Origin of the sequence: Leptospira jelokensis (assembly GCF_004769635.1) — a bacterium.
GTDB lineage: Bacteria > Spirochaetota > Leptospiria > Leptospirales > Leptospiraceae > Leptospira_A > Leptospira_A jelokensis.
In genome coordinates this window covers 706,881-721,952 of sequence record NZ_RQGH01000026.1, presented here as the reverse complement: position 1 = coordinate 721,952, position 15,072 = coordinate 706,881, and the positions used below count along the sequence as shown (strand labels likewise).

Annotated in this window: 13 protein-coding genes; 4 read left to right on the top strand and 9 right to left on the bottom strand. The window is 36.8% G+C overall.

Annotated elements, in window-relative coordinates:
* Positions 1 to 82 precede the first annotated feature (82 nt).
* Positions 83 to 1,846 carry a hypothetical protein gene (locus tag EHQ62_RS13400; protein WP_135643528.1) on the bottom strand — a complete coding sequence of 588 codons (1,764 nt, stop codon included), beginning with the start codon at positions 1,844 to 1,846 and terminating at the stop codon, positions 83 to 85.
* 441 nt (positions 1,847 to 2,287) lie between these two features.
* On the opposite strand from EHQ62_RS13400, the gene EHQ62_RS13395 reads away from it, so the two are divergent.
* From EHQ62_RS13395 to EHQ62_RS13380, 4 genes are all read left to right on the top strand, one after another.
* Complete coding sequence (locus EHQ62_RS13395) at positions 2,288 to 2,650, top strand: hypothetical protein (protein WP_135643526.1); 363 nt, start codon at positions 2,288 to 2,290, stop codon at positions 2,648 to 2,650.
* A gap of 216 nt (positions 2,651 to 2,866) precedes the next feature.
* Positions 2,867 to 3,856, top strand: a complete 990-nt coding sequence (locus EHQ62_RS13390; protein ID WP_244241774.1) for an efflux RND transporter periplasmic adaptor subunit — start codon at positions 2,867 to 2,869, stop codon at positions 3,854 to 3,856.
* Between the two features lie 11 nt (positions 3,857 to 3,867).
* Positions 3,868 to 7,077: an efflux RND transporter permease subunit gene (locus tag EHQ62_RS13385; protein ID WP_135643522.1), complete on the top strand. Its 3,210-nt coding sequence runs from the start codon at positions 3,868 to 3,870 to the stop codon at positions 7,075 to 7,077.
* Complete coding sequence (locus EHQ62_RS13380) at positions 7,074 to 8,501, top strand: TolC family protein (RefSeq protein ID WP_135643520.1); 1,428 nt, start codon at positions 7,074 to 7,076, stop codon at positions 8,499 to 8,501. The genes EHQ62_RS13385 and EHQ62_RS13380 overlap by 4 nt, the downstream gene beginning before the upstream one ends.
* A gap of 56 nt (positions 8,502 to 8,557) precedes the next feature.
* Here the strand turns inward: EHQ62_RS13380 and EHQ62_RS13375 are convergent, their stop codons facing one another.
* From EHQ62_RS13375 to EHQ62_RS13340, 8 genes are all read right to left on the bottom strand, one after another.
* Positions 8,558 to 8,980 carry an acyl-CoA thioesterase gene (locus EHQ62_RS13375; RefSeq protein WP_135643518.1) on the bottom strand — a complete coding sequence of 141 codons (423 nt, stop codon included), beginning with the start codon at positions 8,978 to 8,980 and terminating at the stop codon, positions 8,558 to 8,560.
* Positions 8,981 to 9,058: 78 nt separating this feature from the next.
* Positions 9,059 to 9,517, bottom strand: coding sequence for a hypothetical protein (locus tag EHQ62_RS13370; protein ID WP_135643516.1), 459 nt, complete (start codon positions 9,515 to 9,517; stop codon positions 9,059 to 9,061).
* A gap of 3 nt (positions 9,518 to 9,520) precedes the next feature.
* A complete protein-coding gene (locus tag EHQ62_RS13365; protein WP_135643514.1) occupies positions 9,521 to 9,856 on the bottom strand; it encodes a Zn-ribbon domain-containing OB-fold protein in 336 nt (111 codons plus the stop codon).
* 40 nt (positions 9,857 to 9,896) lie between these two features.
* The gene (locus EHQ62_RS13360) at positions 9,897 to 10,280 is read right to left on the bottom strand and encodes a nuclear transport factor 2 family protein (protein ID WP_135643512.1); all 384 of its coding nucleotides are present in this window, start codon (positions 10,278 to 10,280) and stop codon (positions 9,897 to 9,899) included.
* Between the two features lie 59 nt (positions 10,281 to 10,339).
* A complete protein-coding gene (locus EHQ62_RS13355; RefSeq protein ID WP_135643510.1) occupies positions 10,340 to 11,533 on the bottom strand; it encodes an SH3 domain-containing protein in 1,194 nt (397 codons plus the stop codon).
* Between the two features lie 249 nt (positions 11,534 to 11,782).
* Positions 11,783 to 12,334, bottom strand: a complete 552-nt coding sequence (locus EHQ62_RS13350) for a TPM domain-containing protein (RefSeq protein ID WP_135643508.1) — start codon at positions 12,332 to 12,334, stop codon at positions 11,783 to 11,785.
* Positions 12,335 to 12,740: 406 nt separating this feature from the next.
* Entirely contained in the window at positions 12,741 to 13,955 is a 1,215-nt protein-coding gene (locus EHQ62_RS13345) for an acetyl-CoA C-acetyltransferase (protein ID WP_135643506.1), read from the bottom strand.
* Positions 13,956 to 14,026: 71 nt separating this feature from the next.
* Positions 14,027 to 15,013: a hypothetical protein gene (locus EHQ62_RS13340; protein ID WP_244241773.1), complete on the bottom strand. Its 987-nt coding sequence runs from the start codon at positions 15,011 to 15,013 to the stop codon at positions 14,027 to 14,029.
* Positions 15,014 to 15,072 lie beyond the last annotated feature (59 nt).

Sequence of the window (15,072 nt, the reverse complement as noted above, 5' to 3'; positions counted from 1 at the left end):
TTACACTACAAAGAAAGTTTTGGTATCACAACTTCCTGTGCAAATTTATGGGTTTCTTCATAACAAAAAGTATGGAATCCAATCATTCACCACCACTCTCAGCTTGGTATTTTTTTGAAACGAATACCAATCGGTTGATGTATTGGCATACGGAAGATTCATTTTGAAGGTCTATGTCAATCCTTGGTTTATCAGATCGTAAGTCCGAGGCAGGAAAGGTGATGTAAATCGCATCAGGACCCAATTCCTCAAAACACAACTCTTCTTCCCTTTTCGGAGTTTCTCCACTTTCCCCATTGCATCCAGCATATACCCCCGATACATAAAACTGACCTTTCGGTTGTCTCCACTGGAAATCATTAAAACAAGTTCCGTCACTTGCACTTCCATAACTTGTTACAAAAGAACCACTGGATTCTTTATCACGTTTGATATTGGGATGAGAACGAACAATTTCATAAATCATCCAATAACGATCTGAAGTCGACAACCGATATTGCATTTCACCAATCTCTTCATTGAACCCACCTTCACCGAATTTTGCGGCAACGAGAACAACTGCCTTTTCATAGGCATTCGTTTTGAAAATTTCTTTGTAATCTTTTGGAATTGTTGCTAAAAATTCTTTGAAACCTTGTCCCGAAGTGAGAAGGTAATCCGTAGTGGCAAGAGGTGTGAGAATCACTTCACCTGATTTTAACTTGATGCGAAACCCAATGGATCCTCCGGATTCTTCTGCGACTATAGAAAGAACTTCTATTGTTTCATCCGAACCTAAATTGCCTGATCCATCCATCTGTGTGATGTGCATAAACACACCTTCGTTTTCTTTAAACTCTAGTTTTCCATTGGCAACAACAGACAATGGATCAAAGTTTGTTTGGAATTTTTTCACAATGTCTAATGCAGTTTGTGATGAACTTGAAAGTGAAAAGTATTGGAATGGCAAACCCTTTGCCGAATAAGCCCCATCTTTTGCAATCAATTGAAAAATCATCTCTGGGACTAAATAGTGATTTTTAAATTTATTAAATTGGACGACGAGTCCCTTATACGAATTTGCTCTCACAGAAAATTCAGAATACAGTTGTTTTTCAATAACCTCTTTTTGGAGTTTCCAATTTTCCACTAGAGAACTTGATTGACCTTCTGGTAAAACCAATCCCGATCCTTCCTTTCCAGTTTCGCGTAAAACCGCATAACGTTTCACAATGGCGGCAAGTCTCAAATCTTTAGGTGTATCTTGGCCTACTAAATTTGGCAATAAAACCAATTCGTTCAAAACTTTTAGTCGATCATCTGGTTTTGGAAATTCTAAAGCCAGAGCAATGTTAAAAATATCCACATTTACTTTTGAAAGATCAATGGATTTGATTTTCTCGGGATTCACCAACCACTGTCTCAATGCATTGATCACTCCATAATCATTTTTACCGACGATCGTTCCGACTGCTTTTTCAGGTAAAAAAGCATTTCCCATATCGAGTAACCTTGTTACATAATCCGCACTCAGTTTTGAAGTGCTAAGAAAATAAGCCTTACCTTCATCACACTGTGCTTTCAATCTTTCGGGACAAATTACTTCAAAATATGTAATGGTTTTATCTTTTTCTGTCACCTCAACGTAAGCTGTAACTTCAACGTTATCTTTGGCATTCACCTTTCCGATTGCAATACCTGGTAACTTTGTTTCTTTGATGAGTTCCAAATCTTGATTGGATTGGAAAAAGTAAAAACGCATGGCTGGTTCCAATGGTTTTACTTTTCGTTTTGAACAATTTGAAAATGCCATCACGAGAATGGCACTCGTTATAAGTGATCGCAAGAAAATGGAAGCAAGGTTCATAGGAAAATCCTTTGAGTGATAAGTTTGTCACGAATCTTAATCAGAAATAAATTGACAAGTCAAATCAAAAACGATTTTTGAACAATTTGTCCATTATACCAGATAGTAGATAAATTATTTCTATTGGATTCATTTGAATTTTTAAATATATATTAAATTAGTATGGAATCATGAATCTGGACGATTTGTTTTTGTGGGGCGCCTCGCAATGGATCTTTAACACTGAATACAATTTCAAAACGACCCCGCTTTCCGCTGCAATCTTTCCTCTCTTTTCTTATCATCGCTCTCATGCGGAGAAGAAAATTTTCCCATCCAAATGGAACCTGAAAAGAGTCCATAGGAATGGGAAACGGTTTCGTAAATGGTTACTTGAATGAGACTAAGTACTATTTATATTAACTGTTGACAATTCACGATTGGGGAATTCGCTGGCAATAGATGCGCACGTTGGTGGTAAATACATTTGTCTATCGATTTGCAGTATTGTTACTTTCGATCGTTTTCGTCAGTACAAATACTGAAGGTTACGCATCCAATCTCGAACCATACCAAAAGCATACCTCTTATAAACACAGTAGTTTATGCGATTTTTCTTATACCATTCAAGAAGTCAGTGAATCGAATGAGGAAGAATCGGAAATCAATGCACATCGCTATCAGATCACCAATCATTCCTTTGTTTCAATGGTTCAAATTACAATTCAATTTGAATCTGAACTAATACAAATCCCATTCTTTTTTCAAACTGCATCTTTTTTCGCTAACAACCTCAAAGGCCGGGCTCCACCCATCTCCGCTTAACATAAATTTTTATCCACGGAAAATCGCTTTTTAGAACGCGATTGATGGTATTTAAAAATTTGGCTAACTTTCGTTAGCTAAAGTGGGGACACAATGGATCTTTTTTTAAAGGGCAGACACGTTTTTTCAACTAAACTATTTATTTCGGCATTTTTCATTCCATTCTTTCTATTATTGAATTGCCATGGGAAAAACCATGAAGACAAAAATTCATTAATGGCTACTTATCCTTGGAAACAGGATGTAACGATCGATAAAAACTATGTTGCACAAGTAAAGGCAATCCAACGCATCGAAGTAAGAGCCTTTGAAAAAGGATATCTAACCCATATCTTTATGGATGAAGGTAAAGTTGTCAAAAAAGGTCAGAAGTTATTCCAAGTAATGCCTATGCTTGTCAATGCTCAATATGACAAAGCCAAAGCAGAATACGAATCTACTTTAATCGAATTTGAGAACACAGAGAAATTATTTAAAGAAAATGTTGTTTCTCAAACAGAACTTTCACTCATCAAAGCGCGATTAAAGAAAAATAAAGCCGCTATGGAATTAGCCCAAGTCCATTTAAACTTGGCAACAGTTACGGCACCTTTTACAGGAATCACAGATCGATTCCAAGTTCGACTTGGTAGTTTAGTCGAAGAAGGGACTTTATTAACTACGATTTCCGACATATCCAAACTATGGGTGTATTTCAATGTTTCGGAAAAAGATTATTTAAACTTTTCGAATGCCAGAAGATCAGGTGACAAACCGTTAAAAGTAAAATTTTTGATGGCGAATGGTGAATACTTCAATCATGAAGGAATCGCTGACACAATTGAAGGTGAATTCGATAGCGAAACTGGAACCATTCCTTTTAGGGCAACATTTCCTAATCCAAATAGATTATTACGTCATGGAGAAACGGGAAATGTCGTGATAAAAGAAAATTTAAAAGACGCACTCCTCATTCCTCAAAAAGCGACTTTTGAAGTATTAGATAAACATTATGTATATACGATTTCTAGTAAGGGAAAATTAAAAACGAGAGAAATTAAAATTTCGAATGAAATCCCACACTTATTTGTTGTCGAATCTGGAATCACTGACAATGACATCGTATTATTAGAAGGACTTGGAAAAGTACATGAAGGTGATACTGTAAAATTTAACATCGAAACTCGTGAAAACATTATGAAAAGTTTCGAGTTATCGGCTCATTAGGAGATTATTGTATGTTTACAAAATTTCTCCAAAGACCAGTCCTCGCGATTGTTATTTCCGTATTAGTTGTGTTTGTTGGGTTAATATCCATCAAAAACATTCCAGTTTCACAATTTCCTGAAATTGCTCCGCCTCGCGTCACGATAACATTATCATTCCCAGGTGCTAGTGCTCAAGTTTTAGTCCAATCAACCATAACTACATTGGAACAAGCAATCAATGGTGTAGCTGGAATGCGATATATGATCTCTTCCTCAACGAGTTCAGGAGATGCCATCATACAAGTATTATTCGATCCAGGAACAAATCCAAATGATGCTCTAGTACAAGTAAAAACTCGTGTGGACCAAATGATGTATCGCGTTCCTGAATTAGTTCGTTTGGAAGGAATCTTTGTCCAACCTGTCCAACCGAGTATGCTTTTGTACGTAAACTTATATAGCAAAGATCCAAATGCGAGCGAGAAATTTTTATACAATTATGCAACTGTGTTTCTATTACCTGAGTTAAAAAGAATTCATGGCATTGGACAAGCGAAGATTTTAGGAACAAGGCAATATGCGATGCGTGTTTGGTTAAATCCTGACAGGATGCGTGCTTATAATGTAACAACATCCGAAGTCATGAAAGCAATTGAAAACCAAAGTATTATTGCAAGACCTGGTCGCCTTGGCCAAAGTTCGGGAAAACAAGCTCAATCATTAGAATATACCTTAACCTATGAAGGTTGGTACAATGAACCTGGGCAATACGAGAATATTATCATTCGTGCCAAAAATGGAGGAGAATTACTCTATCTCAAAGATATCTCAAAAGTAGAACTCGATAGTGAGTTTTATAATATTTATTCAGATGTAGATGGACACCCGGCCGCTGCCATCATGTTTAAACAAACCGAAGGGAGTAATGCAAAAGTCGTCATCGAAGATATCAAAGCAAAGTTAGAAGAACTCAAACAAACATTCCCACCTGAAATGGATTACAAATTAAGTTATGATGTTTCAAACTTTATTGATGCCGCCATTGAAAAAGTGATCCATACTTTGGTAGAAGCCTTTGTTCTCGTTGCAATTGTTGTTTTTATCTTTCTTGGTGATTGGCGCTCAACACTCATTCCCATCATTGCTGTACCTGTTTCTTTAATAGGTGCCTTTTCATTTATGATGGCATTGGGCCTGACTATCAATTTAATTACTCTCTTTGCGATGGTGTTAGCTATTGGTATTGTTGTTGATGATGCAATTGTAGTGGTTGAAGCCGTTCACGCCAAAATGGCCGAAGACCATCTAAGTGTTTATTTATCTGTTAAAGCAGTATTAGGAGAGATAAGTGGAGCAGTGATTGCGATCACACTTCTCATGACAGCAGTGTTTGTCCCTGTCACTTTTTTACCAGGCCCTGTGGGAGTTTTTTACAGACAATTTGCAATTACCATGGCAACGTCTATCGTACTTTCTGGTTTAGTTGCTTTGACATTAACACCAGTCCTTACGGCTATGATTCTGAAACCGCATAGCCATAACAAAAAAACTCACAATCCAATAGATCTTTTCTTAGAAAAATTTAATTTTTATTTTGAGATTGTAACTGATCAATATGTGCAATTAATGAATCGATTTTCTGGTTCAAAAGTATTTATCGTTTCACTCTTACTCTTTTTCTCATTAGGATTCGTTTTATTATCACAATTTGTTCCATCAGGTTTTGTTCCAGGGGAAGACCAAGGGATGATCTATGCAGTGATCCAAACACCACCTGGATCTACGATCGAAAAAACCAATGATGTCGCAAGAAAACTGCAAGAGATTGCATTGAAAATCGAAGGTGTTGACTCCGTTGCTTCACTTGCGGGTTATGAAATCCTTACGGAAGGAGAAGGATCGAATGCAGGAACTTGTCTTATCAGTTTAAAAGATTGGTCCGATAGAAAAAATTCTGTCCACGACGTATTGGAAGAATTGGAACACAAAACCAAAAATTTTGGAGCCATCATAGAATTCTTTGAACCACCTGCTGTTCCTGGTTTTGGTGCGGCAGGCGGCGTTATGTTTCGTTTGCTCGATAAAACCAATAGCGGAGACTACACAGCTTTCGACAAAGTACATGAAGAGTTTATGGCTGAATTGAAAAAAAGAGAGGAGTTGACTGGGTTATTTTCTTTTTACTCAGCAAAGTTTCCACAACTTGAAGTAAAGTTAGATCGAAAACTCGCGATGCAAAAAGGAGTCAACATTGGGGAAGCAATGGATAACCTAGATATCCTCGTTGGCAGTACCTACGAACAAGGATTCATTCGATTCAATCAATTCTTTAAGGTGTATGTTCAGTCATCTCCGGAATTCAGAAGGTTACCTTCCGATATTCTTGGGTTATTCACACCGAATGACAAAGGTGAGATGGTTCCTTACTCCTCCTTTATGTCATTGGAACAAAGACAAGGAGCCAATGAAATTACCAGATACAATGCTTACACTTCCTCCGTGATCAATGTATTGCCCAGTGATGGTTATACAACAGGGGATGCTATACAAGCCATTCGAGAAGTTTCCAAAACACTACCAAAAGGATTTGAAGTTGGATGGGAAGGTTTATCCTACGATGAAGCCTCTCGAGGGAATGAAGCGATCTACATCTTCATCGTCGTAATCGTCTTCGTATATTTAGTGTTATCTGCCCAGTATGAGAGTTTTATCATTCCATTTTCCGTTATTTTCTCACTCCCACCTGGTATCTTTGGTTCTTTTTTCTTACTACGTTTGCTCGGACTAGCCAACGATATTTATGCCCAGATTGGTATGATTATGTTAATCGGACTACTGGGCAAAAATGCGGTTCTGATAGTCGAATTTGCAAGGCAAAGGCAAGAAGCTGGCCTTAGTATCATAGATGCAGCACTGGAAGGAGCGAAAGCAAGGTTTCGACCAATTTTAATGACCTCTTTTGCCTTTATAGCAGGACTTTTTCCACTCATCGTTGCAACGGGACCTGGCGCCATTGCAAATCATACCATCGGAGCCTGTGCATTAGGTGGAATGTTGTTTGGAACCATTTTTGGAGTGATCGTAGTGCCTGGCCTCTACATCATTTTTGCCAACATTGCAAAAGGAAAAAGCCTCATCTACCATGAAGATCATATGCCACTTTCGGAATCGGATGCAAGTTACCGTTTTTCTGAAATCGAACGCAAAAAAAATAGAAAAACAAGGAAGGAAATCAAATGAAACGGTTTATCATCATATTCATAGTTTTATGGAATATTTCATGTATTCCTGCACTTTATGTAAGAGATAAAGAAGATCTACAACTTCCTGAACAATTTCAAAATTGGGAGTCCTCTGAAAAAGCGATCAAGTTACAAACAGAAATATGGAACCAGTTCTTTAATGAACCCCAATTGATATCATTGATTGAGATTGCCATCAAAAATAACCAGGAACTTGAAGTTTTAGAACAAGAAATCAGTATCGCAAACAACGAAGTTTTTGCAAGGCAAGGGGAATACTTACCCAAATTATCACTCCAAGCGGACGCAGGAAGCGAACAAAAAGAAAGATTTAGTACACCTAATGCGAATTCACCGACATTGTTTGCTCACGGTGGACTCGTTATGAGTTGGGAAATCGACATTTGGAAAAAACTAAGGAATGCAACAAAATCTGCTTACCTAAGGTATTTAGCAAGTATTGAAGGAAAAAGATTTGTTGTTACCAACTTAGTTGCAGAAATTTCAGATACTTACTTTGAATTGAAGGCACTCGACAACCAACTCACTCTCATTCAAAACTATATTGAGGTATTGTCCAAGGTAAAGGAAATCGTCGTATTACAAAGGGAAGCTGGTAGAACAACTTCCCTTGCAGTAAAACGATTCGAAGCCGAGGTATCCAAAAATTTAGCGCGTAAATATGATATCGTGCAAAGAATAGCAATCACTGAAAATCGACTCAATTTCCTATTAGGAAGATTCCCAGAAAAAATCAATCGTACCTCAGACAATTTTTTAGAAATTGCCCTCCCTGAAATTCAAAAATCAGTTCCAGTTGATCTCCTTGAAAATCGACCTGATATCAAACAAGCTACACTGATTTTAGAATCTAGAAAACTAGACATCGAGGTGGCTAGAGCAAAATTTTATCCCTCCCTGTCCATTGACGGAAACATTGGTTATGAAGTTTTTAATTCCAAACATTTTAAAGGAACACCAGTATCACTCGCTTATGGAATAGGTGGAGGGATCATTGCACCGCTCATCAACAGAAAAGCGATAGAAGCCAATTATGCAACAGCAAACAACTTACAAATCCAAGCCATTTATAATTATGAAGTCTCACTCCTAAAAGCATTTACCGAAGTGACGAATCAAATTGTAAAAATCAAAAATCTCACTCAGAAATTTGAAGCAAAGAATAAACAAGTGCAGAATTTAAAAGAATCAGTTGAGATTTCCAATATCCTATTTAAAGCCGGAAGGATTGATTATATCGATGTTTTGTTTAGTCAAAGGGATTTTTTGGAAGCGCAAGTAGAAGCCTTTGAATTGAAGTATAGTTTACTTGAATCTAATATTGGTTTGTACAAGGCACTGGGTGGTGGATGGCGAGGCCAATTCGAATCTGATAGCGAAAGGAAAAATGGAAGTTTTTAGAGCCTAACTTTAAACTAGTTAGACGGAACAATATTTGAAATGATAAATTCCAATCTCTAAGGATTTTTCTTTTTCAATTGCAACAACTGGACCACTGCCTCAGGCAATGTAACAATTTTTTTGGTTACATGGCTTACAGTAATATAAGTGAGTGACCCTGAACAAATTCGTTTCCCATTTGTCTGCATTTGGAATTGCCAAAATACTTTCGAAGATTGGTAACTTGGTTCTAGTTGCACTTCGATCACTTCATCAAACTTTGCAGCATTACGATAATCAATGAGTGATTGGATGACATGAAAATCCAATTGGTATGTATCGACAAATTCAGCGTAGGAAATCCCTTTTGCTCGGAAATACTCAGTGATGGCCACATCCAAATAATGGAGATAATTCGCGTTGAATACTATCCCTTGCGAATCCACTTCTGCATAACGAACTCGTATTGAAAAAGTAAAACTGTTTTTTTCTGTACGCATTTCGTGTATTTCCTTTTACCGGAAAAGTTGATTTTTTGCATAACAACTCTTTAAACTCAATCAGAATTTAAATAAAAACTATAATTCTCGTTTATGATATAACAATGCTTTCTTTAAACAGAGAGTAAGTTTGGTTTTGGGTAATTTTTGATTGATTGGAAAAAATAGAGCCCTTTTTCCATCACAATTGAATTCCGGAAATTCCATCGCTATCTCCTTTGCAATGGTCGTTTTACAATTAAAGTAAAGAGCAAATGTATTATCATTTACTTTTGCCATTCGAATGGTAGAACCTGATTTGGTAATTGGTGTTAGAAAACTTGGTTCACCCCATTTCAAACACTCCTGAATCATTCCAATTCGATTGTCAGATTTCGATAATTCATAAATCCAAACTCGAATTTCCATTAACTTATCTAACATTGCAGGAGATAAATTAAAATAGTATTCCAAAACTTCATCAGAAGCAATTGGATACTGACTTATCCATTTTTTAATGTTAAATGATTTGCCGATTGTTTCTTTTCGGGATTTCATAGTTTAGTATTGAAATAATGGACCGATCTCTTCATCGTTCGTTTTAAATCGAACTTTATCACCAATTTTAACAGAATTAAAATCAACTACGCCATCTATCACTGTTGTGAGTTTAACATTTTCTTCTGTTTGAACGATAGCAAGTATGTAAGGAGCTCTTTTTGCCATATGTCCAAATCCAACATGCACAATTGTAAATGAAACAATAGTTCCTGTTTGTTTCAGTTCTACAGTTTCGATTGATTCACTACCACAAGAAGGGCAACCATCTAACACTTCTGCTACTTTGTATTGGCATTTGTGGCAGAAAATGCCAGTTAAAGTTTCGGTTAGGCTCATAAGTCATTACTCTTCATTTGGAAAAATTTATGCAATCTGTTTATTTTGGCATTTGAGTTTCGATTTGTATACAACTACCTGCGATGATCTGATAACCGCTAGGCATGAGTTTCCAAACCCTCAAATAGCGAAAGTTTCCTTCGATCGGGTTGCCTAACATCTTTCCCTTCGTTTGATAAACGATGACAACAATGGCAGTATCATTGATGATTTTGATCTCTTCTAATTTTGATTCAATGGATTCTACAACCATAGTTTTATTACGATGGGAATCTAAATCCATTTGTTTGGTAACGATCATTCCATTTGGTGCTATGAATTGAAGGTCGTCATTTAAAATTCCTTGCAAAAACGAAACATTACTTGTTTTGATTGCTTCGATCAAATTCATTTCTAATTTTTGTATTTCTTCTTTTTGAATCATAAAAGTTTAGTTAATTTTTTCCTCGATTGTAAAAGCATATTCAAGACGTTAGACGGATTTTATTGAGAATCCGTATTCGATTCTTCCCAAAGTGTTTTGAATTGTTTGGGTATTCCTTCGTTCTTATACACTTCCACTTCCAAGGTTTTACCATATTTACTATAAACAAAATATTCGTTAGAAATTTTAGGAGGGATTATGGTAACTTCAGAGTCAATATCGTGATTTGAATTGAAAAATTCATAACAATCTGGCGTTCTCACGTACTTCAAATTCTCTTGGTTCTTTGTGAATTTATTTTTAATTTCATAGCTGAATGAAGTTTCGCCATAAACATAGGAACAACTCATTGTGCTATCATTTAAGAAAGAATTAATTTTTATAGGAACTTTGCCCAAATGGATAATACTGTCACTTGCACTCGGACAACAACATCCGCAATGTTCCTCTCTCACTAAAATTGCATTTGTAAATGGATAGTTTTCCTGTCTGATCGAAATGGAAAATGATTCCGATTTATAAATAAAATCTTCTTTTTTATTGTAGATGAAAAGTTTATCCCCCTCAATGCATTCTTCCATTTCAGTTTGGTTTTTTCGTCTCGCAAGAATGAGTTCATAACCATTCACCGATGTTGTCTCTTTCACATCGTAATCCATTAATTCAGTTTGTAAATCAGACAGATTGCTACTTAATTCTTCTGGTTCCAAATTGATCCTATCTGCCCAACTTAAGCTAACTTCGCTTCTAGAAGTAATTGTATAACCAGAAAATATCCAACCATTCAAACCATTATATGCAATTTGAAACCAATATCCTTTAATTCCATCAATGGTAACAAGTTTAGGATCGATGGATAAAATAGATGATACATAACCATTCGGAATTTTTTCCAAAACATCCGAATCCTTATTCGGTTTTGAACGCAAACGAAGGCGAGAGTTTACATTCACTCTCATATACAACTCTGGTTCATTCACAGAAAAATCAGATTCCTTTCCATAATAATCCTTTCCTTCATATGAAAAATGAATGATATTTGTAGAATCTTTGTTTTGAATGATCTCCCTGATTGTAACTTTCGTTTTCCAAGGAATCAATAACGTTACCTTTTTTAAAGCACTGGAATCAAATACCTCTGTCGCCGGAATCTGTGTAACAAATCGATGGATTGGTCCTTGCTCCGTTTCATTTTTTTTATCGGAACAGACAAAAAGAAAAAATAAAATGGTTAAATATAGTTTTGATTTCATGGATGACTCACCTAGTGATGGCATACAAATATTAATGTAAATTCATCCTAAAAATTTCCATCCATATTTGTGTTCTATCGTTTGCGGTTTTGGTTTTAAATTCTATTACGATTTTGTCAGTAGGAATTTCTAAGAACGGAAAGAATTTGATTTTATATGCAGAGCGAATGTCAGACGGGGAATTTGACGGACGCCGTGCGAGGGCATTGTGTTGAAGATTAGCGGTAAGTCGCTGTTATGCGTAGTGCTTTATTTCTTAATATGATTTTTTATTTTATCCCAACGAGAATTAATTCCCTCTTGATCCCCGATCAAATCTGAATTATTTTCTATAAATTTAATCAAATCTTCTACAGCAATTTTAATAGCTGGAAAGAATTCTCCATTTTTAAAACGAGGAATCATTTTTTCTTTTATAATTCTAGCGGCAATTTCATCTTTAATTATTTTTTCTAATCCATATCCAACTTCTATTCTTACTTTTTTATCATCAATAGCGAGTAGTATCAGTAATCCATCATTGTAAAATTCCCTCCCAATTTTCCATTTTTCAAAATATTCCAGAGAATATTCTTCAATAGATTTATTTTTTGTCGTTTCAATGATTAGAATGGCAATTTCTGATCCATATTTTTTTTTAAAATTTAAAATTAGATCGGCTAATTCTTCTTTTTCTTTGTTCGAGAATAGGTTAATTTCATCTCGAATTGGAATGAATTGAGCCTCTGTTGTTTTTTCACTACAATTTGTTAAAAAAAGTATGCTAGCGAATAAACTAATAATTAATATTATTTTTTTCATTTTCTCTCTTTTAATTGAATTTGTTTTGGCTATTTGAAAAAGGATATAGGTAAATTTTGGTATTTCAATTTATTAAATTTTATCTATGAATGTTTGAATATAAATTTCGTTTAAAGCATTACGCATAACACAAGAATCTCAGTTTCACGTTTATCACCTCATTCACGATGATATGCGATTCCTATTGCTCACCCCAGTTTCAAGATAGGATTCGCAGGAACATTCCCACTCATTTGCAAAAGGTTGTTTCAATGTAATGCCTTCGCCACAATCAGATGCAGTGGTCAAAACTGAAAAATCGTTCCATTTGTATTAGATTGTATCAATTGAATTGAAAGAGATTAGAACCAAGTTTAAACCCCAATGGAATTGGGGCCTAAACTTGAATGTTTTAGTAAATTTGGTTTTACTTCAATCGTTCGATGATTGTTGCAATACCCATACCACCACCAATGCAAAGGGTGATGAGGCCGTAACGAAGGTCTCTTCTTTCCAACTCGTCAAGTACGGTTCCAGTAAGGATCGCACCTGTTGCTCCGAGTGGGTGTCCAAGCGCAATCGCTCCACCATTTACATTGATTTTGGATTCATCAATTCCAAGTGTTTTCTTTACGTATAACACAACAGATGCGAAAGCTTCATTGATTTCCCAAAGGTCGATGTCTTTTACGCTGAGTCCTGCTTGTTTCAAAGCTTTTTGAGAAGCAGAAACTGGACCAGTTAACATGATGGTTGGGTCTTCACCAGTTGCTACTGTTGCGAGGATTTTTGCACGAGGTTTCAAACCGTATTTTTTCAATCCATCATCATTGGTTACTAAAATCGCCGCAGCACCATCCACGATACCAGAAGAGTTTCCTAGTGTATGGATGTGATTGATTTTTTTCACTTCTGGGTATGAACGAAGTGCAATCGCATCGAGTTCTTTTTCACCAATCGTTTTGAAAACAGGACCAAGACTTGAAAGGAATGCATAATCAGATTCGATCCTTGGATTTTCTTCTTCTGTTACAACTGTTCCATCATCCAAAGTGATTGGGATCACAGATTTTTTGAAGTGGCCATTTTGAATGGCAGCATGCGCTTTTTGTTGAGAAGATTCCGCAAAACGATCTGCTTCCTCACGAGAAATATCATACTTCGTTGCGATTAAATCAGCAGAGATCCCTTGTGGAACTAAATTGTAATGAGCAGCAATTTTATCGTTCCCAACGTTAAAATCACGACCGATCATATCATCACCCATTTTCACTCGGCTCATAGATTCAACTCCTCCACCGATTCCAAGTTCCATCGCACCAGATCCAACATGGTTTGCTACGTTGTTTAGAGCTTGTAATCCAGATCCGCAGAAACGGTTTACTGTGTAACCAGGAACATCTTTTGGCCAATGAGCAGCCATTACCGCATAACGTGCGATACATGCAGCTTGGTCAGCGACTTGGGATACACAACCCATTACAACTTCTTCTACCGTTTTTGGATCGATTCCTGTACGGGATTGGATGGCTTTTAATGTGGCAGCAGCTAATTCTTGTGGGTGGACGGATGCAAGTGTCCCGCGTTTTTTGCCCTTTCCTCTCGGAGTTCGGACAGCATCAATAATATAGGAATTCCCCATGGGTTTACCTCTCTCTGGGTGTTCTAGGAAAAACGTACAGAGTTCGCCTCACAAGAAAAGTAAAAAAATCATCATTTCGTCATAGTTTTTGTGAATTTGTGACGGTAGTACTTCATTTTCGCTTGGATTTGGCAAGAATAGCCCGCAATCATCGCATCAAGCCGGTCGGCTTTGCTTTCATTCCGTTCGTCGGCAATGCGGATGTATCGAAAATTGGGATCAATTGCCTCGGCAAAATCCCGTTTGTTCCAGTCCACATACCGCCAGGCACTGAAACTATGGTTGACGCCCACCTTTTCGTCGATGGTTCCAATCAGTTGGAACTTGGATTCGCAAGGGGTACGGAAAAAAATGTATCGGTTGAAAAAATACAGAATCGTTCGGTGCGGATTGGCATCCAAAACAGAGCGGAAATGTTCCTTCATTTCTTCGACGGTATAAAATAAGTCAGGACCAGAGTTAGTGCTCCGAAAGATCACTGGCGAAAATTCGTTCGGTGTATATAGATTTGTTAAGATACGAATGTAAGAAGGATCGTCCAGTCGATACGGAATTTCATTGAAGGCAAAGGGAAAGGGATCTCGTTCTGTGAGGTGGATTTCGATGTAACGAGTGTGATCGTATTCGGGATCATTGATATCGGTTGCGACAATTTTTTTGATGTAACGAGAAAGGAATTGGTCTTCGTACAAATCACGGACTGTGACTGCCCCTTCTTCATAAAGAATGGCACTACCAAAATCTATAAAACTAGCACCATCTAACAGGCGTCCGATTGAACCATACTGATGGTGTAAGATGCGATTCCGAAAGATCGAACGTAAGATCAAATTATGATCATACAATCGTTTACGGCCTGACCTTTGTTCGACGACAGTATTTTTTGTTTTTTTGACCTTGTAATAGTGGATGTGATTCGCGAGTCCAAAGCGTAATTTTTCAAACGCATGGTTTTCCAAAACACGTTTTTCATCTTCTTCATTTTCAATGATGGTGGTTTCAGCAACCAAAGGAGATACAAGCCCAATCACGTTTCCAAAGAAACAAAGTAAGATCATAAAATTGATCCAAACTCGTTTCTTTATGTGAGGGAAAAATTGAGAAAGCACAGTGCTAG

Coding starts and splice junctions, on each gene's coding strand:
- EHQ62_RS13400 (WP_135643528.1), bottom strand. CDS start 1,846: ATGAACCTTGCTTCCATTTTCTTGCGATCACTTATAACGAGTGCCATT.
- EHQ62_RS13395 (WP_135643526.1), top strand. CDS start 2,288: ATGCGCACGTTGGTGGTAAATACATTTGTCTATCGATTTGCAGTATTG.
- EHQ62_RS13390 (WP_244241774.1), top strand. CDS start 2,867: ATGGCTACTTATCCTTGGAAACAGGATGTAACGATCGATAAAAACTAT.
- EHQ62_RS13385 (WP_135643522.1), top strand. CDS start 3,868: ATGTTTACAAAATTTCTCCAAAGACCAGTCCTCGCGATTGTTATTTCC.
- EHQ62_RS13380 (WP_135643520.1), top strand. CDS start 7,074: ATGAAACGGTTTATCATCATATTCATAGTTTTATGGAATATTTCATGT.
- EHQ62_RS13375 (WP_135643518.1), bottom strand. CDS start 8,980: ATGCGTACAGAAAAAAACAGTTTTACTTTTTCAATACGAGTTCGTTAT.
- EHQ62_RS13370 (WP_135643516.1), bottom strand. CDS start 9,517: ATGAAATCCCGAAAAGAAACAATCGGCAAATCATTTAACATTAAAAAA.
- EHQ62_RS13365 (WP_135643514.1), bottom strand. CDS start 9,856: ATGAGCCTAACCGAAACTTTAACTGGCATTTTCTGCCACAAATGCCAA.
- EHQ62_RS13360 (WP_135643512.1), bottom strand. CDS start 10,280: ATGATTCAAAAAGAAGAAATACAAAAATTAGAAATGAATTTGATCGAA.
- EHQ62_RS13355 (WP_135643510.1), bottom strand. CDS start 11,533: ATGAAATCAAAACTATATTTAACCATTTTATTTTTTCTTTTTGTCTGT.
- EHQ62_RS13350 (WP_135643508.1), bottom strand. CDS start 12,334: ATGAAAAAAATAATATTAATTATTAGTTTATTCGCTAGCATACTTTTT.
- EHQ62_RS13345 (WP_135643506.1), bottom strand. CDS start 13,955: ATGGGGAATTCCTATATTATTGATGCTGTCCGAACTCCGAGAGGAAAG.
- EHQ62_RS13340 (WP_244241773.1), bottom strand. CDS start 15,013: ATGATCTTACTTTGTTTCTTTGGAAACGTGATTGGGCTTGTATCTCCT.